We start from the raw sequence: 24435 nt of genomic DNA on the forward strand, positions 1-24435 counted from the left end.
GTCATTTGGTGCGGATGCGGATGAAGGTCACGGAGTACGGCTCGAAGGTGTGCGTGAAACTGGACGCCACGCCGGTGAGCTGGGTGGTGACCGGCTGGATCGGCTCGGCCGACCGGGTGTTCTGCTGACCGGGGTCGCCGCTGATCACGGTCATCCGGGCATGCGAACGGACCGGCAGGTCGCCAAGGTCGATCCGGGTCACGGCCGCCTTCTCCTGCGCGTTGACCACCTTGACCAGCAGGTCGCCGGTGGTGTCGTCGCGGGTGACGACCTGGGCGAACGGGCGGGTGACCTGGTCGTCGACGAACTCGCCCCACACCTCGCCGTCCAGCAGCAGGGTGACCTTGTCGCCACGCACCTTGACGGTGATGTCGTACGTGGTGCCGGTGGTGATCCGGTTCGGCTTGGCGATCAGCGTCTGCTTGGCACCGTTGGTGGCCTTCTCCACCGCGCCCTGGGTGTTGTTCCAGCCACCGAGGTTCCACCAGTAGAAGTTGCCAGCGTCCTTGACCCCGAACCCGATCAGGAAGCCCTCCGCGCCGGCGTTCTTCGTGGCGGTCAGCGACAGGTCGTAGTCGGTGGCGGTGATCTCGGCGGCGGCGACCATGGTGTCCAGCGCGGCGGTGTCGCTCTGCGTGTACGCGCCGTTGACCACCGCCCAGCTGCCCCGGTTGGCGACCGGCGTCCACTGGCCCGCCCCGGCGGAGAAGTCGTCGCTGAACAGCACGGTGCCGTCCGGGGCGGTGACCGTCACATCGTCGTACGTCGCCGAGGTGGCCCAGGTGGACAGGCCGATCCGTCCGGTGATCGGCTGGGTGCCGAGGGCGGGCCCGGTGGCCTCGCTGGGCACCGTCCGGTCACCGACGTTGGTCATGAACAGCTTCTGCACCTGGTAACTGGTGGTGCCCCAGGACTCGTCGTTGTCGAACCAGATCAGGTCCGGCCGCCACTGGACGTGGTCGATGTTGGCCAGCAGCGGGGCGTACGAGGCCATCTCGACGATGTCGGCGTTGCGCTCCAGCCCGGTCATGTAGGCCGCCTCGGCGAGCGAGTTGAACAGCTTGTTGTCCTGAGAGGCGTACTCGCCGAGGAATACCTTCGGTCCGGCGCGGTCGTAGCTGTCGTAGCGGTCGTTGTTCTGCAGGAACCAGGCCGGGCTGTTGTAGTAGTGCTCGTCGACCAGCTCCACCCCGTCAGCCCGGTTGAGCTGCCACAGCCGGTCGAAGGTGGGGCCCTGGTCGTCCGGTCCGGAGTTGCTGACCACCGTGATCTCCGGGTGCTCAGCTTCGATCGCGGCCCGGAAGCGCCGGAAGTTGGCGAAGAACTCGTCGGGCAGGTTCTCCTCGTTGCCGACACCGATGTGGGTGAGGCCGAACGGTTCGGGATGGCCCATCTCGGCGCGCAGCCCGCCCCAGGTAGAGCTGGCCGGGCCATTGGCGAACTCGATCAAATCCAGCGTGTCGGAGATGTGCCGGGCCAGCAGTTCCTCGTCGACGGTGGCCTGGTTCTGACCGCAGCCGGTGACCAGGGCCGGCACCACCGGCAGCGGCATCGCGCCGATGTCCTCGGCGAACTGGAAGTACTCGAAGTAGCCCAGCCCGTACGACTGGTTGTAGCCCCAGAAGTTGGCGTTGGTGGCCCGGGTCTCCACCGGGCCGACGGTGTCCTTCCACTGGTAGGAGCGGGCGCGTTCCCAGCCGGACCCGGCGTCGTAGCCGTACATGCTGCCGGTGTTGACCAGACAGCCGCCGGGGAAGCGGACGAAGCCCGGCCGCAACGCCTCGATCTTCTGGGCCAGGTCCTTGCGCAGGCCGTTGGCCCGGCCCCGGAAGGTCTCCTGGGGGAACAGCGACACCATGTCCAGTCGTACGGTGCCGGTACCGCCGGCGAGCACCACCAGCCGGCCGACGTCGGTGCTCCGGTGGGCGGTGAACGTGGCGGTGTACCTGGTCCAGTCGTCGCCCTGGACGCGCAACCGTTGCGGTTCGGCGAGCCGGCGGCCGTCGACGTCGACCAGCCGGACGGTCAGCTGGTTGCCGGCGGCGTCGGTACGGGCCCAGACCGAGAAGTCGTAGCGTTTGCCGGCCTCGACCGTGATCCCGCTGTTGTAGCCGGAGTTGGTCACTCCGTAGCGTCCGCCGTCGCTGTTGTCCAGGTCGAGCCGCAGGTAGGTGCGGTTACGGTCGTTGAGCCGGCTGTCGTCGTCGACCGGGGTCGCGGTGCCGGACCCGCCGGCCTCGGCGCCCGGGGTCCAGCCGGTCAGCCCGGTGAAGGACTGGTTGTCCACTGGCAGGAACTCGAAGGACCGGTTGCGGACCAGTTCGGCGTAGAGGCCGCCGTCGGCGGCGTAGTTGATGTCCTCGAAGAAGACGCCGTACATGGTGTCGCTGATCGGCACGCCGGCGCTGGCGGGGTCGACGGTGATCGTGTACTCCGGCTCCGGCCGCGGCGGGTCGGCCAGGCTCGGCCCGGCGGCCGCGACCCCGGCGGCGACGAGCGATCCGACCAGCAGCGCGCTGCCGGCCAGCCCGGGTCGTGCGGATCGTCGGAACATGGGCTGCCTCCTGATCGCCCGGCCACGGCCCTGACTCCGGCCCAACCGACATCATCGATGTGAACGTTAACAGTGACGAAGTATTACGACCGGATCACCACGTCGTCAATACCGTCTTCCCGACTTCACGGTCACGGTCGCCCGAGTGACCACCGCGTCCGTCACCACGTCCGGCGTACGCCCGTAGACTGGAGGCACCGTTTGCCCACGACAAGGAGCCTGACCGCGTGACCGTCCAGCCCATCCGACTCTTCGGCGACCCGGTGCTGCGCACTGCGGCCGAGCCCGTGGTCGACTTCGACGCCGAGCTGCGCGGGCTCGTCGCCGATCTGACCGACAGCATGACCGATCAGAACGGTGCCGGCCTCGCCGCGCCGCAGCTCGGTGTCGGGCTGCGGGTATTCACGTTCCACGTCGACGACCTGCTGGGCCACCTGGTCAACCCGGTACTGGACTTCCCCGACGAGGAGGAACAGGACGGCCCCGAAGGCTGCCTGTCCATTCCAGGTCTCTACTTCGACACCAAACGTCGACAGAACGTCGTCGCGAAGGGCTTCAACGAGTACGGCGACCCGATGCAGATCGTCGGCAGCGGTCTGCTGGCCCGCTGCGTCCAGCACGAGACGGACCACCTCGACGGGGTGCTGTTCCTGGACCGGCTCGACGCCGCCACCCGCAAGGAAGCGATGAAGGCAATCCGCGAAGCCGACTGGTACGACGCCGCTGCGCCGCCGACGGTGAAGGTCAGCCCGCACCGCTCGCCCGGTGGCCTGTTCCGGCCGGGTGCGGCGACCAGCCCGTTCGGTCTGGGCGGGTGACGGCGATGCGACTCGTCTTCGCCGGTACCCCGGCGGTCGCCGTCCCCGCGTTGGACGCGATCGCCGCCAGCGGCCACGACCTCGTCGCGGTGGTCACCCGGCCGGACGCTCCTGCCGGGCGGGGCCGCCGGCTGGTCCGCTCCGCGGCCGGCGCCTGGGCCGACGAGCGGGGGATCGAGGTGTTGACCCCGCAGCGCCCACGGGAGCCGGAGTTCCTCAGCAGGCTGACCGAGCTGGCCCCGGACTGTGTACCAGTCGTCGCCTACGGTGCCCTGGTCCCGCCGACCGCGCTGGCCATCCCCACCCACGGCTGGATCAACCTGCACTTCTCCCTGCTGCCGGCCTGGCGCGGGGCGGCTCCGGTGCAGCATGCGGTGCTGCACGGCGACGAGGTGACCGGCGCGAGCGTGTTCCAGCTGGAGGAGGGTCTGGACACCGGCCCGGTGTTCGGCACGGTGACCGACCAGGTCGGCCACACGGACACCGCCGGCGACCTGCTGCAGCGGCTGGCGTCCAGCGGCGCGCAGCTGCTGGTCGCGGTGCTCGACGGGATCGCCGCCGGCACCGCCCGGGCGGTGCCGCAGCCCGGTGACGGGGTGTCCCTGGCTCCGAAGCTGACCGTCGACGACGTCCGGGTGCGGTGGACCGATCCGGCGTTCGCGGTGGACCGGCGGGTGCGGGCCGGCACCCCGGCGCCGGGCGCCTGGACCACGTTCCGCGACGAGCGGGTCAAACTCGGGCCGGTCCGGCCGGTGCCGGACGGCCCGGAGTTGAAGCCGGGGGAGGCGCTGGCCGAACGTAACCGCCTGCTGGTCGGCACGGCCACCGTGCCGGTCGCGCTCGGCGAGGTCCGGGCCGCCGGCAAGAAGGCCATGTCGGCGGCGGACTGGGCGCGCGGTGCCCGCATCACCACCGGCGAGTTCTTCGGGTGAGCGCGAGGAGTGAGCGAGCGCAGCGAGTGAGCCCCGCAGTCGCGAGCGGAGGGCGGTCATGGTGAGCGCGAGGAGTGAGCGAGCGCAGCGAGTGAGCCCCGCAGCCGCGAACGGCCGGGGCGAGCGTGGGCAGCGTGACCGTGGGCAGCGTGGCCGCCGCCGGCGGGCCGATCCGGCGCGGGACGCGGCGTACGATGCCGTCGCGGCGGTGTACCGCGATGACGCCTACGCCAATCTGGTGTTGCCGACGATCCTGCGGGACCGGGAGCTGCGGGGGCGTGACGCCGCTTTCGCCACCGAGTTGGTCTACGGCACGCTGCGGCTGGTCGGCACGCTCGATCTGATCATCGCTCGGGCGGCCGGGCGGGAGGTGGACCGGATCGATCCGCCGGCCCGTGACGCGCTGCGGCTGGGCGCGTACCAGCTGCTGCGTACCCGGGTTCCGGCGCACGCCGCGGTGTCGGCCACGGTGGATCTGGTGCACGACGTGGCGCCGGGGGCGGTCGGCTTCGCCAACGCCGTACTGCGGGAGATCGCCAGCCGGGACCTGGACGACTGGCTCGCGGAGCTGGCACCGGACGAGCAGGCCGACCCGGTAGGTCACCTGGCGGTGACCTACCACCATCCGCCGTGGATCGTCCGGGCGTTCGCGGAGGCACTCGGTGAGGAGCCCGGCGACGGCCTGGCCGAAACGACCCGGCTGCTGATCGAGGACAACGAGCCGCCACCGGTGCATCTGTGCGCCCGACCGGGCCGGGTCGACGTGGTCGAGTTGGCGGACGCCACCGGCGGGGCACCGGGCGCCTTCTCGCCGTACGCCGTGTATCTGCCCGGCGGGGCACCGGGCGAGGTTCCGGCGGTCCGCCAGGGCCGGGCGCACGTGCAGGACGAAGGCTCGCAGTTGGTGGCGGCGGCGTTGGCCGACGCCGAGGTGTCCGGTTCGGACCGGCGGTGGCTGGACCTGTGTGCCGGTCCGGGTGGCAAGGCGGCGCTGCTCGGCGCGCTGGCCGCCGGTCGCGGCGCCGAGGTGACCGCAGTGGAGGTCGCCGAGCACCGGGCCCGGCTGGTGGAGCAGGCGGTACGCGGGCTGCCGGTGGCGGTGCACGTCGCCGACGGTCGGCGAGTGGGTGCCGGGACGGAGCTGCCCGAGTCGTCGTTCGACCGGGTGCTGGTGGACGCTCCGTGCACCGGGCTCGGCTCGCTGCGCCGCCGTCCCGAGTCGCGCTGGCGGCGCCAGCCGTCGGACCTGCCGCCGTTGACCCGGTTGCAGCGGGAGCTGCTCGCCGCCGGGCTGCGGGCGGTCCGGCCGGGTGGTGTGGTTGCCTACGTGACGTGCTCACCGCACCGGGTGGAGACGCACGTGTCGGTGACCGAGGCGGCCCGTCGGTCCGGCGTACCGGTGGATTTCGTTGACGCCCGACCGTTGCTGCCGGCGGGTATGCCGGGGCTCGGCGCCGGGCCGTCGGTGCAGTTGTGGCCGCACCGGCACGGCACCGACGCGATGTTCATGGCGTTGCTGCGCCGGGCCGGTCAGCCCTGACGGACCGGCAGGGCGTCGGTGCCGCCGTCGCGTACCGAGCGGGTCAGCGGTGGTTCGTCGCGCCAGAGCAGGCAGCGTACGGCGAGGTTGCCGTCGTCCCACTCGTCCTTGAACGGGTAGTCGTAGATGGTGCCGAAGCGGTGTCGCAGGTCGTCGTCGACGGGTAGGTCGGCATAGTCGGCGACGACCCGGCGGCATCGTTCGTGTACCTGGTCGGCGTTGGCGGCGAACTCCTCGTAGGGCAGGTCGGCTTCCAGGTACAGGCCGGCGAATTCGCTCTGATGTGGTTCGGTGCAGGCCACCGGTGCGAGGATTCCGACGTCGCCGGCGGCGTTGGCGCTCGGGTTGAAGCAGCCCCAGCGCAGCGGGCTCGGCTGGTCGAGGGCGCCGGCGAGGCTGCCGGTGCGGGCGACGAAGGTGCGGTCCTGCATGCTGACCACCTCGCCGACGTCGCACCGGTACCAGCGAGCGCCGCCGTTCCAGGCCGTCGTGGACGGGACGACGACTTCGAGCCGGAGCCGGCCGGCCTGCCAGTCGTCGCCGAGGAACTCGTGGACCCGCTGGTCGCAGTCGGTGCGGGCGGCCCGCCGGCTGGACGAGCCGGGGGCGGGGGAGTGGTCTGGTACGCCGTACACCCCGGTGAAGATCCCGACGAAGACCGTCTCCACTTCGTGAGACTGTCCGCAGCTGACGGGTGTGTATTCGGTGCCCTGGCCGACGGTGCCGGCGGCGACCGGATGACACTCGCCGGCCCGTGGAACGAACACTTTCGGTGTGGCGATCCCCGCCCAGTCATTGGTCAGGTCGCCATCGCCGATGTCGGACCGGACAGCGGGCGCGCATCCCGCCGCTGTCGTCAGAACCGCGACCGTCAGAACCAGCCTTATCCACCGCCGCATGTCGTACGCCCTCCCCGTGGTTGGAAGATCGTAGACAGCTAAGTGTACTTCACGTAGTCAAATGACTCTCTACAGTAATCGTGACCTGCTGATTCAGCGGACAGCGGCCCAATGCTCCACGATGGAGCATTGGGCCGCAGTCGGACAACTGGCGGCGGATCAGGCAGGTTGGACGAACGTGATGGTCTGCGGACCGTTGGTACGAATTGGTTCGCCGGTGGCACTGCTGAAGTCGGTGCCACCGTGCCAGCGGTGCTCACCACTGCAGACACAGTGGATCTTCACCTGCTGTCGCGGCAGGATCATGAGCGACGCGCCGGTCGCCCCGTCGGCCAGCTCGACGATCCCCACCGGGTCCTTAGTGCTGACGTTGATCAGATCCAACCGACCCGGGCCCTGCGGTGGGTCGGCGATCTCGATGCTGATCGAGGTCCCGGCCTCCATCTGGTACGCGTACGGCGGGGCGTTGACGTCCGCCGCTACCAGGTCGGCGCGCAGCCGGTTGCCGACGTGCCCGCTCCACTGGTACGGGTAGCCGTCCGCCTTGAACAGCAGCGGCCACTCGTACGGTCCCAGCCAGTCGATGACGAACGAACCCTTGTCGTCGACCGGTGAGTAGCGCGGATCCCGCGAACCGTCGGCGACCGGCGCGACGAGGCCGACCGTACCGTTCGTCAGGGTCTCGTCGTCGGCGCCCTGCACGGTGCCGGTGATCATCGAGCGCGGGTCCAGACGGATCGTCGGTCCGGGCCGCACCTCGTCGGCGGAGAAGGTGAACCACCGTGCATCCTTCTGGGTGCCGGTGCCACCGTCCTGACTGACCCACTGGGCGCCGTACTGGCTACCCGAGTCGGGCAGTGCGAACAGATTGTAGGAACCCGGCCCGGGAACCGAGACATTCACCCGGCCCCGCGAGTCGCTGCGGGTCGGACAGACGTCGGAAAAGCTGAATGTGAATACCGGAACGGCGAATACGCAGATGTCGGCCACCGGCTCGCCGGTGATCGCGTCCACCACGTCGGCGCGGATACCCGGCCCGTCGAAGGCCGTCGTCGCGTACGCCTGCGGTGCGATCGTGGCACCGCCCAGCAGGGCCGCGGCGACCACCGAACCGAGGACGATCCTCCGTTTCCGGTTGCCGACCGAGCGCGGTTCGACGGCGCGGTGGGCCCCGCCTCTGCCGCCTGTGGAAAATCGAATGATCCTCAACGAGGTTGCCCCTTTCGCATTTCACTGAACTGCCTGGTGCCAGATGAGTTTGTAGCACGGAAGACAGCGTGAAGTCGGCTACGGAGGGCTGATTTCTGTGGTGTTTTGTCTCCACTGGAGGGGCGATTTTCCGAAAGTCGGTGAAATCGGAACGCAAAATGAGGGTGAAACGCATTCAGTCGGTTGACCGGAGGGGCGTCGCCGTGGCGTCACCGGCCGGACCCGGCTCGCCCGCCACCGGTAACGACCGCGTGACGGCTCGTCAGAGATCGTCGACCGCAGCACGGACCGGCCGCACGACCTCCGCGACACCCGGTCGTCACCCGGCCCGCCAACCAGTGTCGCGTGAGCCGCCAGGGAGCCCACATGATCAGGACGATGCTGCGGATCCGCGCCCGCCGCGGATCCGCGAAGACGGTCGAAGCCGCGTGGCGAGCCGCTGCCGATCGGGTCGGCGGTAGCGCCGGCAACCATCTGTGGCAGTTGCTCGTCGCCGCGGACGATCCGTCGACCTACGTGATGGTCGCCGAGTGGACCGACGAGGCGGCCCGGCGCCACTACGAGAACGGGCCGGTCGCCGCGTACCTCGCCGGTGTGGTCGAAGCCGCCTGCGAGCCGGTGACCCCTGACAGCTACCGGGTGATGGGCGGTCGGCCGGACCCGGACTCGCTGATGTACGTGGACGTGACGGTCGACGTACCGGCCGACCGGGTCGCCGACTTCCAGCGCGGCCACGCCGAGGTCGTCGCCCGGATGGCCGCGGTACCCGGCTACCTGGGGGAGGAACTGCTACGCGAACCCGGATCATCGGTGCACCACATCTTCGCGCAGTGGCGCGGTGCGGAGCTGTTCCGCCGCTGGATCGACGACCCCGACCACGAGCGGGCCGAAGCAGGACCGATCGCCGAGTTCCTGGTCGGCATCCGGCCACGCGTGTTCCGCGCGTTCGACCCGGACCAGCAGCCCGTCCAGCCGGTCGCGACCCGACCCACCGCCCGGCACACCACCACGGACGTGTTGGTGGTCGGCGCCGGACCGACCGGGCTGACCACGGCGATCGAACTGGCCCGGCGGGGCGTCGACTGCCAGGTGATCGACAAACTGACCAGCCCACCGGACCAGGCCGACAAGGCGATCGGGGTGCACTGCCGCACCATGGAGATCTGGGCGGACCAGGGCGTCGACCGGGAGGCCATGAACGCCGGCAGCTGGCTGGTCGGTCAGGCGGTCTTCGTCAACGGGCACCAGGTACACCGGGGCAGCTGGGAACTGCCCGGGCTGCCGTACGCGCACCTCGGGCTGCCGCAGTACGAGACCGAACGGATCCTCACCGACCGGCTCGCCACGCTCGGCGTACGGCCCCGGCGCGGCACCGAACTGGTCGACTTCACCAGCCACGACGACGGGGTCACCGCCAACCTCGCCCACGCCGACGGCGGCACCGAGACGGTCCGCGCCAAGTTCCTCGTCGGCGCCGACGGCGCGCACAGCCGGGTACGCCAACTACTCGGCCTCACCTTCACCGGCGGGCTGGGCCGATTCCCGCAACTGTTCATGCTCGGCGATGTCGACGTCGACTGGGACATGCCCGCCGGCCACCTGCTTCGGTTCATCCACGAAACCGACGGCCAGCTGGACAACATGCTCGTCTGCGTACCGCTGCGGGGTGAATCCCGCTACCGGATCGCGACCATGGCGCCACCGCGCTACTTTGCCGCCACCCGCGGCGAGAACGCCCCGCCCGGGTTCAGCGCCGAACTCGGCGAACCGACTCTCGCCGACGTGCAGGCGGTGCTGGACCAGCTCGCCCCGGCCGGGACGACCGCGTCCAACCTACGTTGGTCGTCGATCTTCCGGATCAGTCACGGCATCGTCGATCGCTACCGCGACGGACGGATCTTCGTCGCCGGCGACGCCGCGCACCTGCATCCGCCGGCCGGCGGTCAGGGCATGAACACCGGCATCCAGGACGCCTGGAACCTGGCCTGGAAGCTGGCATTGGCGGTCCGTGGTGTCGCCGCGCCCGGCCTGCTGGACAGCTACCAGATCGAGCGCCGGCCACAGGGGGAGGAAGTCGTCGGGCGGGCGGTGCGGCTGGCCTTCACCGACGAGTTGGAACGCGAGGACCTCGAACGGCAGTTCCTGCAGGAGATGTCGATGCTGGTCAGCTACGCCGACAGTCCACTGGTCGGCGAGTCGTTGGCCACAGTGGACGCGCTGCGGACCGGCCCGGCCCCGGGGGAGCGCGCTCCCGACGTGTCCGGCCTGCGTCGACGCGGCGTCGGACACCCGCTGCGGCTGCACGAGCTGACCCGGGGGACCCGGCACACCCTGCTGCTCTACGCCGACCGGACGGCGGACGAGGCCACTCTGGCCGCCATCGACAAGCTCAGCGCCGACCTGCCGGAGCGGACGTACGGCGAAGTCGAGGTCTACCTGCTGCTCAGCCCGGACACGCCGGCCCCGCCGGCGGACCATCCACCGGTGCTCCACGACGCCGCCGGCGGGTTCCGGGCCGGGTACGGCACCGCCGGTGCCGCCGCCTACCTGATCCGGCCGGACGGGTACGTCGGCTTCCGCAGCCAGCCGATCGACGTCGAGGCACTACGCCACCACCTGCACCTGGTGTTCAACGGCGGTGTCCGGTGACCGCCGCTTCCCCGAACCAGCCGGGCCAGCCGGGCCGGGCTGGCCGGACGGGCCCGGCCGGTCCGGTCCGTGCCGTGCTGTCCATGCGGACCCGCCCCGGGTGCGAGCGGCGGTTCGAGACCGAGTGGCAGGCCATCGCCGATCAGATCCGCACGCTCGACGGCTGCCTGCGCCAGGACCTGGTCCGCGACGCCGACGATCCCCGCAGCTACCTGATCATCACCGACTGGGCGGACCGGGAACGCCTCGACGCGTTCGGCCGCAGTGCGCAGCGCGACCGCCTGCTGCGGGTGATCCGGGAGTTGCGCGAATCCGCGCAGCGGCACACCTACCAGGTGCTGCACAGCGTGCCGAGCGAACGAGAGGAGCCGCGATGACCGCCGACCCACGACCGGCCGAGCCGGTCGGATCCGCCGAGCCAGCCGTCCCGGCGGCGGAGTTCTACACCGACGGTTACGCCGCCGACCCGTACCCCACCTACGCCCGGATGCGTGCGCAGTGCCCGGTCCGGTTGGTCGCCTCACCTCGGTTCGACTCCTATCTGATCACCCGCTACGACGACGCGCGGGCGGCGTTGACCGACCCTCGGCTGTCCAAGGACCTGTACGGCCCGGAAGGCCACTACCTGCGGTTCTTCGGGCCCAACTCGGAGGGCCTGAACAAGAACATGCTCAACTCGGATCCGCCGGAGCACAGTCGGCTGCGGCGGCTGGTGTCGCAGGCGTTCGCGCCCCGGCGGATCGAGGCCCTGCGGCCCCGGATCGGCCAAGTCGTCGACGACCTGCTCGACAAGTTCGCGCCGAGAGGCGAGGCGGACCTGATGCACGAGTTCGCCGTACCGCTGCCGATGGTGGTGATCTGCGAGCTGCTCGGCGTGCCGAAACCCGACCACGAACAGGTGCTCGGCTGGACCCAGGTGATCCGGACCTCCGGCTCGGCCAGCCGCCCGCCCGACCAGGAGCGGGCGGCGGTGCAGCAGGTACAGGCACAGCTGCACGACTACCTGACCGGGCTGGTCCGGGCCAAACGCGCGACGCCGGCCGACGACATGCTGACCGCCCTGATCGACTCCTGCGACCACGGCGGGGCGCTCACCGAACGGGAGCTGGTCTCCACCGCGTTCCTGCTGCTGTTCGCCGGTCACCAGACCACCGCCGACTTCATCGGCAACGCCATGCTGGCCCTGTTGACCAACCCTGGACAGTACGAGCTGGTGCGGGCCCGGCCCGAGCTGCTGCCGGCGGCCGTCGAGGAGCTGCTGCGCTTCGACGGCCCGCTGCCGATCGCCAGCCCTCGGGTGGCCACAGAGGACGTCGAGTACGACGGTGTCCGCATCCCCCGCGGAGCGGCGGTCGGGGTGGTGCTCAACTCGGCCAACCGCGACCCGGACCACTTCACCGACCCCGACCGCCTCGACGTGACCAGCGAACGCGGACCCCATCTGGGCTTCGGCCACGGGGTGCACTACTGCCTGGGCGTCTCGCTGGCCCGCATCGAGGCCCGGACCGGTATCGGCGGGTTGCTGCGCCGGCTGCCGGACCTGCGGCTGGCCGTACCCGCCGCCGAACTTCGCCGACTCCCGGCGGCCTCGCCGTTTCGCGGGCTGCTCGAGCTGCCGGTCCGGTTCACCGCCGCCGGCTGACCTACCACCGGTCACCGGGCGAACCGACCCGGCCGATCCACCACCGGTCACCGGGCGAACCGACCCGGCTGATCCCCACCGTTCTGTGAGGAGTTGTCATGGTCTTCCGCAACGTGATCGTCTGCCGCATGGTGCCGGGCAGCGAGGACAAGATCGCCAAGACGTTCGGCCACTACGACAAGGCCACCCGGCCGCAGGACTTCGGCGTCATCGGGCGCATCCTGCTGTCCCACCACGACCTCTACATCCACATCGTCGAACGCAACGAGGACCCGGCGGTCTCCGGGCAGACCCGGGGCCTGCCGGCGTTCAAGGAGATCGCCGAGGCGATCGGCCCGTACGTCACCCCGTATCCGCGCAACTGGCAGAACCCGTCGCACTCGGTGGCCAAGGAGTTCTACCGCTGGACTGCGGAGGGGAGCAGCCCGGCGGAAGGGGCCGGCCCGGACCCGGCCGACCGGCATCTGACCGTGATCGTCGGGCGGATCAAGCCCGGCGCGGAGGACAACGTCGCCCGGATCTTCACCGAATCCGACGCCGGCACGTTGCCGGTCGAGATGAGCGTGACCGCACGCTGGCTCTACTCGATCGACGACGTCTACGTGCATCTGCTGGAACGCTCGGTCCCGCACACCGCCGACGACGCGCGGATCCACGACAAGCCGAAGTTCGGCAAGATCATGGAGGAGTTGAGCCCGTACATCAGCCCGTACAACCAGGATGCCTGGCGCGGCCCGGTGGACGCGGTCGCCAAGGAGTACTACCGCTGGCGGGCCGAGGACTGACCCCGACGCCGTTCGACGGCGAGCCAGGCCGCCAGCGTCAGCCCGGGTAGCGCACCGACTGACCACAACACCCCGGACGGCACGTACAGCAGCGGGCCGAGCGGCCCGTCGACGGTCGGGGCCGGCCCGATCTGGTAGCGATGACCCGGCATGCCCTGACACGTCACCGACACTGACGAGCTGCTGGGCACCTCGACAGTGCCCAGCAGCACCGTCACGACGCTGTCGCTGTTGTCGCTGAACGCCACCGACGGCGCGGTGACCGGCAGCTCCGCACCCGTCGGACCGACGACCCGGCACTCCTGCGTGGACAGCTGTCGGCCGTAGGTGCGGAAGATCGCGCTGCGCCCGGCCGGCAGGTCGACCGTGACCGGCTGCCCGACCGGCAGGCTGACTGCGGTGGCCGGCAGGAAGCGGACGGTGGCCAGCTCGGCACCGACCCGGACGAACTTCGGGAACGCGAACAGCCCGACCAGCACGGCGGCGGCGACCAGGTACCGACCGCGACCGGCGGCGCCGGTCGTCGCCGTCGGCCCGGTGACCGGGGTGACCGTCGACGACGTGGCCCGCCGCCACGCCAGGCCGAGAACGAACCCGGCGGCGGCAGCCGTCACCGACCACCCCACGCCGGCGAGCCAGCCGCCGGCCGACACCACCGGCCGGTCGGAGGGATCGGCAGAGCCGAGCGGGACGACGAAGCGGTAGGTGAGCTCGTTCGCTGTCAAATAGGTCACCGCGACCGCACCGGCACCGGCCAGCGCCCCACCGACGGCGACCAGCCGGACCCAGCCGACCCGCCGGCGCGCGCAGACCCGGGCGTTCCCCACGGTCCGACAGGCTACCGGGACACCGCGACCAGCCGTCGGGCCTCGGTGACCAGCCGGCTGGAGCCGCCCCGGGCGGCTACGTCGGCGAGCCCGGGCACGTCGATGCGTACGCCGGTCACCGCCACGGTCTGCGCGGCCAGCGCCAGTAGGTCCGGCAGGCCGCGCGGCGCTGGCTGGACGGTCAGCAGCGCGGGCAGCGCGGCGGCGAGGATCCGCCAGGTGGTCAGCGGCGCCCCGGCCGCCGCCGCGTCCCGCAACGGCTGGACGACCCGGGACAACGTGATCATCTTGTCGGCGGTGAGCGCCCCCAGATGCCCACCGACCGCCACCGCGTCGAGCACACCGGCGGCCGCGAGCATCAGCAGCGCGTCGACGGCCGCCACCCGGTCGGCCTCGTGCCGGGCGGCCAGCCCGTACGCCACCGCCAGGTCGAGCGCCGGCGTGGTCTCGCCGGTGCACTCGGCGAGCATCGGCAACAGCGCGGCGCCGCCCGGTTCGTCGAGGTCCGCGCTGCCGGCGACCAACGGCAGAACGTACGCGGCGACCAGCCCTCGGTAGCCGGGCAGCTGCGCCGGCCAGTGCCGCTCGTCGGCGCTCGACGCGATGTCGACCGGGCGGGCCGGGACGTTGAGCAGACCGTACTGGTCGACCACCCCGGGCGGTACCGAGGCTTCGACGACCCGACGCTGCGTCGGCAACCGGTCGTGCCAGTAGTCGTAGCTGCCCTGCCGCCGCCGACGGACGGCCGTCACCACCCGGTACTGCGGCCGGGGCAGCCCGCCGCGGCGCAGCCAGTCGGCCAGGGCCTGCCCGGCCGGCGTGCCCAACGCCGCCGCCTTCGCCGCCAGCGGCTCGTCGACGACGACCGGCAACCGCAGCAGCGCCTGGGTGAGGTCCGCCGGCCACGGCTGCCGCTCACCGAGGCGGACCAGCCGGTCGAACAGCTCCTCCGGTGCCACCGCCCCGGTGGCCAGCGACGGTGCGGCGACGAGGCCCACGGCCCCGAGACCGGCGAGCTCGGCCGCCCCGGGACCGGCGAGCTCCGCCGTCCCGGCCCCGGCGACGGCCCGGCCGATCTCCGCGACCCGGGTCCGCCGCAGCCGGCGCAGCACCGCCTGCTGGGGGTCGGTGGGCCGCTGACCGGAGGCCTGCTGCTGGCCCCAGGTGGACAGCAGCACCTGCCAGCTCCGTGGCGGCGCCGGGTCGTCGCTGCCGGCGAGGATCCGCAGCACACCGCCGAGGCCACCGAACCTCTCCTCGGGTCGCGAGGACCAGGCCAGCACGCCGGCCCGGTCGAGCACCGGGGTCAGCGCCGCCATCGTGGCGGCCCGGTCGGCGGTGGCCGACCGGATCAGGCCGTCGAGGATCCGTTCCAGGCCCAGCGCGTCGGTCGACGACCCGCCGAACAGCGCGGCGATCTCCTCGGCCAGCTCGTCCGGGTCGGTGATCGGCGGCGGCGCCGCCGCTGGCGGTGGCACCGGGGGCAGGGCATCGCCGACGTGGCGGACCTCGGCGGGCGCCGCCACCCGGTGGCCGTGTTTCGCGGCCAGCGCGGCCGCCCGGTCGGCGACGTCGACCGCCGGGTGATCGGCGGCGACGGCCAGCACCGCGGCGATCCGCGCCGCCTGGGCGCGGTCCCGGCGGGCCAGCTGATCGAGCCAGCTCAGCTGAGCCCGTACCAGCGTCTTCTCCGGCCGGCCCAGGATGGCCGGCGCCGTGTCGAGCAGCGCCGCCAGGTCGATGTCCGGCAGCTTGCGCAGCGTCCGCTGGGCCAGAGCGGCCGCCGTCGACGGGCCGTCGGCGAGCAGCCGCAGGTAGGTGGGGAGCCGGTCGCGCGCCTCGTCGCCGGTCGGCACCAGTGCGTCGTGCAGGCCGATGAAAACCCGCAGCGCGGCCGGACGCTCACCGCGCAACATGCGGCTGAGCGCGCCGTCCAGCAGCATTGTGCGGTCCAGCCGCCCCTCGGCGGCCAGTTGCGCCAACGCCAGCGGCATTCCCGACCGACCGTCCGACTGCTGGTCGGTCCACGCCCACTGACCGCCGACCCCGTCGACGTCGAACATCCGGGGGGCCAGCGCGTCCAGGAACGGGTGCCGGCGCATCCGGTCGACCAGCGCGACGCTCCACTCGTGATCGCGGGGTCGGCTGGCCGTCACCGCCCAGCCGAGGACGAACAGGTCGTCGGTTGGCGGGGCGGCCTGTTCGGCGGTAAGCAGGTCGGCGATGAACCACCAGTTGTCGCCGGGTGACTCGCGGTCGATCCGCCCGGCGAGCCGGTACGCCAGGTCGGTCAGCCAGGTGACACCCCGGCGTCGGGCCACCTCGATGACCGGTGCCGCGGGCGTCGACAGCAGCGAGATGTTGCGGCGCCCCAGCACCTCGGCGGCCTGGGCGGCGGTCGGCAGGCAGCCGACCGCCGCGACGGCCAACGCGGTGGCCTGCCAGCGGAACCACCACTCGTCGCGGTGCCGACGCACGTACGCCGTCAGTTCGGCACCGAGCTGACGGCGTTGCTCCTCGTCGAGCCCGGAGATGGTGTCCACGGCGGTGGTGATGTCGCCGTTGACGAGACGGTGGACCGTGTCGTCCGCCTCGGTCACGCCGTCACCCCCACCGGGGTGGTGACCATCGCGGCGGCGAGGGCGTGCCGGCACGGCCCCCGCCCGCCCCGGTGCCGCGCCCACCAGGCGCAGGTGCAGGTGCGGGTGCCGTCGGGCAGCTGCCGCACCCGGTAGACCTGGTCGCCGGCGCGTACCGTCGCCCCGTCCGGGTCCGGGGTCACTGCCCGGGCCTCGACCAGCGCCCGGGCCGCGGTCAGCCGGGGATTGTCCCGCTCGGCGCGGCCCGGTTCGTAGGGCAGCACCCGGTGGAAGTAGCCGGCCCGGGTGACGTCGTAGCCGACCCGCCCGGCGGTGCCGAGCAGCGTCAGCGCCGCGCGCACCCGGGCGACGGCCAGGCCGGACGCCTCGGCCAGCGCGCCGACGTCGACGCTCGGATCCCAGTCGAGCAGTCCGCCGATCAGCTCGGCGTCGTCGGCGACCTCGTCGCCGGCCAGGGCGGGCAGGACGCCGCCCTCGCCGGAGAAGCCCCGGGCCGGCTCCGGTGACAGGGTCAGCGACAGGCTCATCCCGGCCAGGTCCAGCTCCCACACGCTGGCCACCGGTGCCGCGCCGACGGCCACCGGCGGTCCGTACACCCGCAGCGCCGACGCGTGCCGCAGCAGGCCCCGCAGCGCGGCGAGCCGACCCGCCCCGGACAGGCACACCGCGCCCGGCGCGGCGCGCGACGTCAGGCGCAGCGACCGGCCGGCCGGCACCGCCCACAGCACCGACCGGTCGCCGGCACCGGGCAGCCGGCGCAGCAACGTCGCAGCCTCGGCGGCCGGGATCTCCGCCCGCAGGTCCGTCCCCGCCGCGATCACCTGCACCTCGGCGAAGCCGCGTAGCCAACGGCGGGGCAGCGGCACCTTCCGCTCCACGACCGAGGAGTCCATCGTAGACACCGTCAGATCGTCCGGGCCGACCGACAGATGCAACGGGTCCAGGCCGCCGACGCGGGCCAGGGCGTCGCGCAGCGGCGGGTTGACGTCCACGTTGGTGGTGCCGTGGGCGACGATGTCGCCGTCCAGCCCGTCCGGGGTGACGTCGAGCCGGGCGTACACGCCGCAGCAGCCGGAGAAGGACTCGAACCGCAGCCGGTCGCGGCCACCGGTGACCACCGGGTCGAGGCTGGCCGGGTCGACGGGCCGGTGGTAGCGGGTGCGGGCGACCTCGGCGACGGCCAGCAGCCCGGCGGCGGCCGCCACCGGGCGGGTGAGGAACCCGGTGAAGAACCGGGGGTTGGCGGCCGGGCCGCCGCTGGTCTGCAGAGTCAGCACCCGGCCGGCCAGGGCGGACGGGTTCAGGTACCGGTAGGTCGCGACGGCGTTCACGGTGGCGCACGCTACCGGCCCCGACCGACATCGCCGGTGTCGCCGCAGGTAGCGCCGGCCACCCGGCCGCCCGGCTGCGGTGCGGACACTCGGCGGCGGCCGCTGGCGTAGCCGTACACTGGTCGCCGGTGTCGGCCGGTCGCGGCGGCGAGTGACAGCGGGGGGAGTGCGTACGGATGAGGTCAGGCCTGCCGATCCTGAAGGCGCACGGCTCGCAGAACGACATCCTGGTCGTCGAGGGCCGGCCGGGTGACTACGCCGCCGAGGCGGACGTGCCGCACCTGGTCCGCCAGCTCTGCGACCGGTCCGGGCCGCTCGGCGGCGGTGACGGCGTCTACTTCGTCGATCTCGGCCCGGCGGTGCCGCAGGCGGCGTTCTTCAACCCGGACGGCTCGTTCGCCAAGCTGTGCGGCAACGGGATGCGCTGCGTCGGGCGGCTGGTGCTGGACACCCGCGACGCCGAGCGGGCGGTGGTCCGCGCCGGGGACAGCGACTTCGTGGTGCTGCGGGCCGAGTCGACGCCGGAAGGAGTCCGGCAGACCGCGGTCGAGATGCCGAAGGTGGATTTCGATCCCGCCGAGCCGGTGGTCGCCGTGGCGCAGCCGCACGTCGACACCCCGCTGCCGGCGCTGCACCCGACGTACGGGTTGACCGCGCTCGCCGTACCGAACGACCACCTGGTCGCGGTGGTGGAGAAGTTCGACGAGGCCGAGCTGGTCGCTACCGGGGAGCGGATCACCGCCGCCACCGACCTGGTGCCGCGTGGGGCGAACCTGTCGTTCGTGTTCCCGCTCGACCACGGCGAGATCTACGTGCAGACGTACGAGCGGGGCGCCGGACTGACCCCGTCGTGCGGTTCGGGCGTCGTCGCCTCCCGGGCGGTCTGGTCGCGGCTCGGCCTGGCCGGGGCCGGCGAGCGGATCACCGTCCGAAACCCGGGTGGGGTGGCGACGGCCTGGCTGACCGGTGACCCAGCGGCCTGGCAGGCCACCCTGCAGGGCAACGCGTCGTACGTCTACCGGGCCGACGTCGACCTGTCGGCGGTCGTCGCCGGCACCCTGGCGTCGGTACGGCGGGACACGTTCGTCGACGAAGTCGAGGCGTTTGCCCAGTTGCGGGAGAACAATCACGCCGTGCTGCATGCTGCCGGCGTACACCCTTCGATCGGCTGATTTCTGTCCCGACGCGGGCCGGCTCCGGCCCGGAGCTGGGCTCTGCTGACTTTCTAACCGGCCATCGACCGGGTCGTGCCCTGTTGCGGTCCGCTCGACGCCACATTTCGGCGACAGACGTCAATGTGAAGTCGGGTGGATCCGGAGTGCGGGCGGTATCGGCAAAAGGTGTCAGCGTACGGGAACACGAGACAGAATCACATATCTCTACATCAATCTGTTTTGCGCCTAACATCTGTGTCAGTCAGGTACCCCGGTCACCGGTCGGCCTGTCACAAACAGGCCGACCGTGCATCGAAAGGAGGCGGGAGATGACACTCTCCCGGCCACCCCGGCGCCGCTGGCGCCTCGGGCTTACCACCGTCGCGGTAGCGACCGCCGCGCTGGCGTTCGCCGCACCGGCCAACGCCGAACCAGCGGAAGGCCAGATCCTCTACGCGGGCGGTGAGAACACCGTCGCCGGCTCGTACGTCGTAGTCTTCGACGAAAGCAAAGTGGACCGCGGCGCGGTCGGGCGCACCGCCCGCACTCTCGCCGCGAAGCACGACGGCGCGGTGGCCCGCACCTACTCGACCGCGCTGCGTGGCTTCGAGGCCCGGCTGACCGAGAAGGCCGCCAAGCGCCTCGCCGCCCACCCAGCGGTCGACTACGTCCAGCAGAACCGCACCGTCACCCTCGCCGCGACCCAGACCCCCACCCCGTCCTGGGGCCTGGACCGCATCGACCAGACCGCGCTGCCGCTCGACAACAGCTACACCTACCCGAACTCCGGATCCGGGGTCACCGCGTACATCATCGACACTGGCATCCGGTTCGCCCACAACGACTTCGGCGGGCGGGCGGTCACCGGCTTCGACGCGGTCGACGGCGGCAGCGCCGACGACGGCAACGGGCACGGCACCCACGTCGCCGGCACCGTCGGCGGCACCGCGTACGGGGTGGCCAAGGACGTCACCCTGGTCGGCGTCCGGGTGCTGAACAACAGCGGGAGCGGCACCTACGCCGGGGTCATCGCCGGCATCGACTGGGTCACCGCCGACCACGCCGCCGGCGAACCGGCAGTGGCGAACATGAGCCTCGGCGGCGGCTTCGACCAAGGGGTCAACGACGCGGTCACCCGGTCGATCGCCGACGGGGTGGTCTACTCGCTCGCCGCCGGCAACAGCAACGCCAACGCCTGCAACTTCTCGCCGGCCGCCACCCCCGACGCCATCACCGTCGGCGCCACCACCAGCACCGACGCCCGGGCCAGCTACTCCAACTGGGGCACCTGCCTGGACATCTTCGCCCCGGGCAGCAGCATCACCTCCGCCTGGCACACCAGCAACAGCGCCACCAACACGATCAGCGGCACCTCGATGGCCGCCCCGCACGTCGCCGGGGCGGCAGCGCTGGCATTGGCGGCCAACCCCGGCTACACCCCGCTGCAGATCCGCGACCTGCTGGTCGACGACGCGACCAGCAACGCGGTCAGCAACCCGGGCAGCGGATCACCGAACAAGCTGCTGTACATCGGCGACTTCGAGCCGCCCACCCAGGACTTCACCCTCGCGGTCACCCCGAGCAGCGGTGCGGTCGACCCGGGCGACTCGGTGACCGCGACGGTCAGCACCACCACCGTGATCGGGGCCCCGCACACCGTCACCCTCGGTGTCACCGGGCTGCCGAGCGGTGCGACCGCCACCTTCAGCCCGTCGTCGGTCACCTCCGGCGGGTCGGCGACGCTGACCATCGCCACCACCACCGGGGCCGCCACCGGCGTCTTCCCGCTGACCGTGGTGGGCACCGGGCCGGAGACGGCCCAGTCGGCGCCGTTCACCCTCACCGTCAACGGCCCGCCCGGCTGCTCGCAGACCAACTCGACCGACGTCGCGATCAACGACAACAGTACGGTGGAGAGCTCGATCACCATCACCGGCTGCCCTGGCAACGCCAGCTCGACCAGCACCGTCGAGGTGAACATCTTCCACACCTGGATCGGTGACCTGACCGTGTCGCTGATCGCCCCGGACGGCAGCATCAACGTGCTGCACAGCCGGTCCGGCGGCAGCACCGACAACATCTTCCAGACCTACACCCGGGACCTGTCCGGTGAGGTGGCCAACGGCACCTGGAAGCTGCGGGTGCAGGACTCGGCCAGCCTGGACACCGGCTACCTGGACAGCTGGACGCTGAACCTCTAGTCGAAACGGCGACGGACCGACCGGGACCCGGGTCCCGGTCGGTCCGTCGCCGTCGCTGTTGCGCCTCGCGTCGCTGGTCAGCCGCCGAGCTCGTCGGCGAGGTCCTGCAGGTCCTGCATCATCTCGGCGAAGTCCGCCGTCTCGGCGGCCGGCGGGGCCTCGATGGTGACCGCCTTGCCGTAGTCGGTGTAGTTCATCGTCATGTCGCTCATCGTGCCCATGACGAGCTTCACCCGACGTGGCTGGTACTGCTCGTCGACCCACACATCGACGGCGACCTCGGTGATCTCGGCGGTGGTGAGCTGCTCCTCGATGCCCTCGCGGATCCCGGGCTCGAACTGCTCCAGGTAACTGTCCACCGGGGTGACCGACGTGTAGTGCACGGTCGGCACGCCGTCGATGGTCTCCTCGCCGACGACGGTGACCTCCGCACCCTCCAGCAGGGTCCGGACGTTCTTCACCGGGTCCAGGCCTTCGAGCTGTTGAGCCAGGTCGTCCGAGGTCTGGCCGAGGGCGGCGAAGTCCATCTTGAACCACTTCTTGCCGTCCATCGACGCCTGGTCGGCCTCGGGGATGCTCACGTAGAACGCGGTGCCGATCACCCGTACGGTGATCTCGCCGTCCTCGGGGTCGACCTGGGTCAGCTCGGCGGCCGGTGAGTCGCCGAAGCTGATGACGCCGCTGACGTCGACCGGATCCCCACCGCTGGTGCCGGTCATCGTCACCGCCGCCGAGTTGGCGCTGGTGGTGGTCTCCACGGTCTTCTGCAACGAGCCGGTGGCGTCGCTGGCGAGCTGCGCCAGGACGTTCGACGTCTCGGTGCCGCCTTCGTCCGTTGTGGCTGATGAGCCGCCACAGGCGGTGACGGCGAGAACCGCCGCCGAGGCGGCCGCCAGCAGCGCGGTCCTCAATGTAGTGTGCACGAAATGAACTCCCAGTCGGTGGGTACGTGGTTCTGCCGGGCGGAATCCTAGCCGCTGCGTTGTCGGTGGGTGTCCGCTGGGCCTGCTGGGCCAGGCCCGGCCGCGCCGGGGTGCGGTGTCGGATTCGGTGCCGCTGGCGCAGCCACCGGCCGTCCTCAGTCTGCTTAGGAGAACCAGTACACCGAGGTTCCAAAGACGGTCCGCTCGCAACGCCACGGCGTCCAGAGCTCGTTGTCGACCATGGTGCCGGCCACGGTGGTGCCGGCGAGTGTGCGTCGGATGCTGACCATTCTGCCTCCAGCGGTACGGGGGCGGGACCGCCAAAGCCTAGGGCGATGCATCGACGCACTCCACTTCCATCGTCGGTTGTTCCGCGATCCGCGCACCTCGACTGCCAGCGCATGTCCGGCATGAGCGAACAGTCAGGTAGCCCACCGACAGTGGGCACGCACCGCCCGAGGTAGAGCAGTGCGTGCCCACTGAGGAGTCAATCAGTCGTGGTCAGGAAGCAGCCGGGGTCAGTTTGATCAACTCCCAGCCGCCCTCCGGCACGTCGTCGGTCGGATCGGTCCGCAGATTCATCGGGTTCGCCATGCCCAGGTACAACGTCGATCCGTCGGCCACCATCGTGCGGATGCCGTAGTTGAGGTAGTTGCCGGCCAGTCCCTGCGTGTCGACCGCCGTGGCCGGCCGCAGATTCGAGCCGAACATCCACAGGTCACCGCCGTACAGCTGCGGATCGATGGTGATCGGGTCGGGCCCAGCGGTCGACGCGGCGGCCGCCGCCGGATAGCCCATCCCGGCCGCGGTCTGCGGCAGCAGGTCCTTGGCCAGGTAGCTCCAGTCCATCGTGCCGACGAACAGCCGGCCACCGGACACCGCCATCGTCCACGTGTAGTTGTTGTAGATGTTGCCGAAGCCCATGTGGCCGTACCGGGCCCGATAGCCGGTCAGCGCCCACCGCCAGGCACCGGCGCCGTCGTCCGCGTCGGCGTCGTACACCGGCAGCACCGCCTCGCCGTACAACAGGTCGACCCGCTGCGTGGCGGTGCCGAACCGCTTGCCCCGGAAGATGCTCACCGCCCGCTGCGAGCGCTCCAGCGTCGTGCGGGCCGCCAGCTCGTCCACCGGCGGGTACGCCTCGGCCACCATCGCGGTCGACTTCATCGGCACATGCATCGTGCCCCAGTAGAGATATCCACGGTACGAGGCCAGCGCGCCGAGCCCGTACGAGCCGGCGATCACCGGATCCGGCTCGTAGGACGCGGCACTCCACACCTGCGTCCACCCGGCGGTGTCGTCCGGGGTCAGACCGGGCTCGGCGTCGGCCAGCGGAGGGCTCATCCACACCCCGGCGATGCCCGGGTCTGGCTCGTCGGTGACACCGATGCGGCCGGACCGCCCGCTCTCGGCCGTACGCGCGCCGGCCGACCCGCTGCCAGCGGCCGACCAGGTGCTGACGAAGACCCGGCCGTCGTGCAACTCCAGGTCGGCGACCTGCGCCGGCAACTGCCCGACCTCGACGAAGTTGAACGGGTCGGTACGGTCACCGGCCCAGCGCAGGATGTGCCCGCCGTCGCGACCGTTGGGGCCGACACCGACCCCGGCGTACAGCACCCCGTCGGCGACCAGGAAGTTGCGGATGTTGCCGTACTGGGTGAAGTTGGCCGAGCCGAGATAGTCGCCGGTCACCGTGTCAAAGGCGAACATGCTCACCGTGGCCCCGAGCGCCGGCCCGGCCAGCAGCACCACGCCCTGATGGGTACCGCCGGCCCGAAGACCCAGCGTGCGGCGCAGCCGGGACAGATCGTCGGGCGACGCGGAGGTGATGTCACTGGTCTTCTCGGTCAACGTGCCGGAGGCCAGGTCGTAGACGTACGCCCGGGGCTGCCGGTGGTCACCGACGCTGACCGGCATGATCGGATTTTCCTTGGCGACCTGGCTCTCGGCGAACTCGCACACGTAGTCGTCGGTCATCCGGGGATTCGGCAGGGAGAGCGTCGCCCCGGTGACGATGCAGTTGACGTTCGACCCGGTGCCGAACCACAGCCGGTCGTTGGCCTGGGCAAGCGACCACACGTACGCCTGGTTGACCTTGGCCTGGCCGGACTCGCACGGCGGGCCGGCCGGGTAGGGCAGGCCGATACCGGCGAAGCATTCGTCCGGGGTGGCCTTGGCGAGCAGTTGTGTGTCGAACGCCGCTTCGCTGGGCGAGGGCAGCGGCCTGGCGGTGGCCGGTGACTGGGCCACCGCCAGAGCGGCGGGCAGAGCTATGAGGACGGCGGCGGACAGCAGGCGCCGTCGTGATGTCTGAAGCCAGCGCATCGATTCCCTTTCGGTCAGTGCGACCTGACCCGGTGCCGAAGGGCGA

At 71.4% G+C, this 24435-nt stretch carries 18 protein-coding genes; 9 read left to right on the forward strand and 9 right to left on the reverse strand.

The genetic code is table 11. The annotated features are described in order from the left end of the window. Nucleotide 1 precedes the first annotated feature (1 nt). A complete protein-coding gene (locus tag O7629_RS09380) occupies nt 2-2554 on the reverse strand; it encodes an alpha-L-arabinofuranosidase C-terminal domain-containing protein (RefSeq protein WP_278168681.1) in 2553 nt (850 codons plus the stop codon). A 227-nt stretch (nt 2555-2781) separates the two neighbouring features. Between O7629_RS09380 and def the strand changes: the two genes are divergently transcribed. The 3 genes from def to O7629_RS09395 all read left to right on the forward strand — a co-directional run bounded on the left by def (nt 2782) and on the right by O7629_RS09395 (nt 5844). Then, nucleotides 2782-3372, forward strand: coding sequence for a peptide deformylase (def, locus tag O7629_RS09385; protein ID WP_278168682.1), 591 nt, complete (start codon nt 2782-2784; stop codon nt 3370-3372). Nucleotides 3373-3377: 5 nt separating this feature from the next. Further along, complete coding sequence (gene fmt / locus O7629_RS09390) at nt 3378-4304, forward strand: methionyl-tRNA formyltransferase (protein ID WP_278168684.1); 927 nt, start codon at nt 3378-3380, stop codon at nt 4302-4304. A gap of 91 nt (nt 4305-4395) precedes the next feature. Further along, nucleotides 4396-5844 (forward strand): transcription antitermination factor NusB, encoded by a 1449-nt coding sequence (locus O7629_RS09395; RefSeq protein ID WP_278168686.1) that lies wholly within the window; start codon nt 4396-4398, stop codon nt 5842-5844. On the opposite strand, the gene O7629_RS09400 is transcribed toward O7629_RS09395, so the two are convergent. Further along, entirely contained in the window at nt 5835-6743 is a 909-nt protein-coding gene (locus O7629_RS09400) for a septum formation family protein (protein ID WP_278168687.1), read from the reverse strand. The two genes, O7629_RS09395 and O7629_RS09400, sit on opposite strands and share 10 nt — an antisense overlap. A gap of 159 nt (nt 6744-6902) precedes the next feature. Continuing rightward, nucleotides 6903-7850 carry a hypothetical protein gene (locus tag O7629_RS09405; protein ID WP_278168689.1) on the reverse strand — a complete coding sequence of 316 codons (948 nt, stop codon included), beginning with the start codon at nt 7848-7850 and terminating at the stop codon, nt 6903-6905. A 468-nt stretch (nt 7851-8318) separates the two neighbouring features. Here O7629_RS09405 and O7629_RS09410 point away from each other — a divergent pair, with 468 nt between their 5' ends. The 4 genes from O7629_RS09410 to O7629_RS09425 all read left to right on the forward strand — a co-directional run bounded on the left by O7629_RS09410 (nt 8319) and on the right by O7629_RS09425 (nt 13028). Continuing rightward, nucleotides 8319-10601, forward strand: coding sequence for an FAD-dependent monooxygenase (locus O7629_RS09410; protein ID WP_278168691.1), 2283 nt, complete (start codon nt 8319-8321; stop codon nt 10599-10601). A gap of 74 nt (nt 10602-10675) precedes the next feature. Next, nucleotides 10676-10978 (forward strand): antibiotic biosynthesis monooxygenase family protein, encoded by a 303-nt coding sequence (locus O7629_RS09415; protein ID WP_255500582.1) that lies wholly within the window; start codon nt 10676-10678, stop codon nt 10976-10978. Continuing rightward, the gene (locus O7629_RS09420) at nt 10975-12243 is read left to right on the forward strand and encodes a cytochrome P450 (protein ID WP_278168694.1); all 1269 of its coding nucleotides are present in this window, start codon (nt 10975-10977) and stop codon (nt 12241-12243) included. Before O7629_RS09415 ends, O7629_RS09420 begins: the two co-directional genes overlap by 4 nt. A gap of 98 nt (nt 12244-12341) precedes the next feature. Continuing rightward, nucleotides 12342-13028, forward strand: a complete 687-nt coding sequence (locus tag O7629_RS09425) for a TcmI family type II polyketide cyclase (RefSeq protein ID WP_278168695.1) — start codon at nt 12342-12344, stop codon at nt 13026-13028. Here O7629_RS09425 and O7629_RS09430 read toward each other — a convergent pair. The 3 genes from O7629_RS09430 to O7629_RS09440 are packed head-to-tail and all read right to left on the reverse strand — an operon-like array spanning nt 13004 to nt 17786. Beyond that, on the reverse strand, nt 13004-13855 hold the full coding sequence (locus O7629_RS09430; protein WP_278168697.1) for a hypothetical protein: 852 nt from the start codon (nt 13853-13855) through the stop codon (nt 13004-13006). The two genes, O7629_RS09425 and O7629_RS09430, sit on opposite strands and share 25 nt — an antisense overlap. Nucleotides 13856-13866: 11 nt before the next feature. Then, nucleotides 13867-16455, reverse strand: coding sequence for a DUF6493 family protein (locus tag O7629_RS09435; RefSeq protein WP_278168699.1), 2589 nt, complete (start codon nt 16453-16455; stop codon nt 13867-13869). Beyond that, nucleotides 16452-17786, reverse strand: coding sequence for an SWIM zinc finger family protein (locus O7629_RS09440; protein ID WP_278168701.1), 1335 nt, complete (start codon nt 17784-17786; stop codon nt 16452-16454). Before O7629_RS09440 ends, O7629_RS09435 begins: the two co-directional genes overlap by 4 nt. A 176-nt stretch (nt 17787-17962) precedes the next feature. Between O7629_RS09440 and dapF the strand changes: the two genes are divergently transcribed. Beyond that, on the forward strand, nt 17963-18958 hold the full coding sequence (gene dapF / locus O7629_RS09445) for a diaminopimelate epimerase (protein ID WP_278168703.1): 996 nt from the start codon (nt 17963-17965) through the stop codon (nt 18956-18958). A gap of 311 nt (nt 18959-19269) precedes the next feature. Continuing rightward, complete coding sequence (locus O7629_RS09450; RefSeq protein ID WP_278168705.1) at nt 19270-21141, forward strand: S8 family peptidase; 1872 nt, start codon at nt 19270-19272, stop codon at nt 21139-21141. 77 nt (nt 21142-21218) lie between these two features. Here the strand turns inward: O7629_RS09450 and O7629_RS09455 are convergent, their stop codons facing one another. The 3 genes from O7629_RS09455 to O7629_RS09465 all read right to left on the reverse strand — a co-directional run bounded on the left by O7629_RS09455 (nt 21219) and on the right by O7629_RS09465 (nt 24314). Continuing rightward, nucleotides 21219-22064 carry an LppX_LprAFG lipoprotein gene (locus O7629_RS09455; RefSeq protein WP_278168707.1) on the reverse strand — a complete coding sequence of 282 codons (846 nt, stop codon included), beginning with the start codon at nt 22062-22064 and terminating at the stop codon, nt 21219-21221. Nucleotides 22065-22228: 164 nt separating this feature from the next. Beyond that, nucleotides 22229-22354 (reverse strand): hypothetical protein, encoded by a 126-nt coding sequence (locus tag O7629_RS09460; RefSeq protein ID WP_278168709.1) that lies wholly within the window; start codon nt 22352-22354, stop codon nt 22229-22231. Between the two features lie 211 nt (nt 22355-22565). Then, nucleotides 22566-24314 carry a hypothetical protein gene (locus tag O7629_RS09465; RefSeq protein WP_278168711.1) on the reverse strand — a complete coding sequence of 583 codons (1749 nt, stop codon included), beginning with the start codon at nt 24312-24314 and terminating at the stop codon, nt 22566-22568. Between the last annotated feature and the right edge of the window lie 121 nt (nt 24315-24435).

Origin of the sequence: Solwaraspora sp. WMMD792, assembly GCF_029626105.1 — a bacterium.
GTDB lineage: Bacteria > Actinomycetota > Actinomycetes > Mycobacteriales > Micromonosporaceae > Micromonospora_E.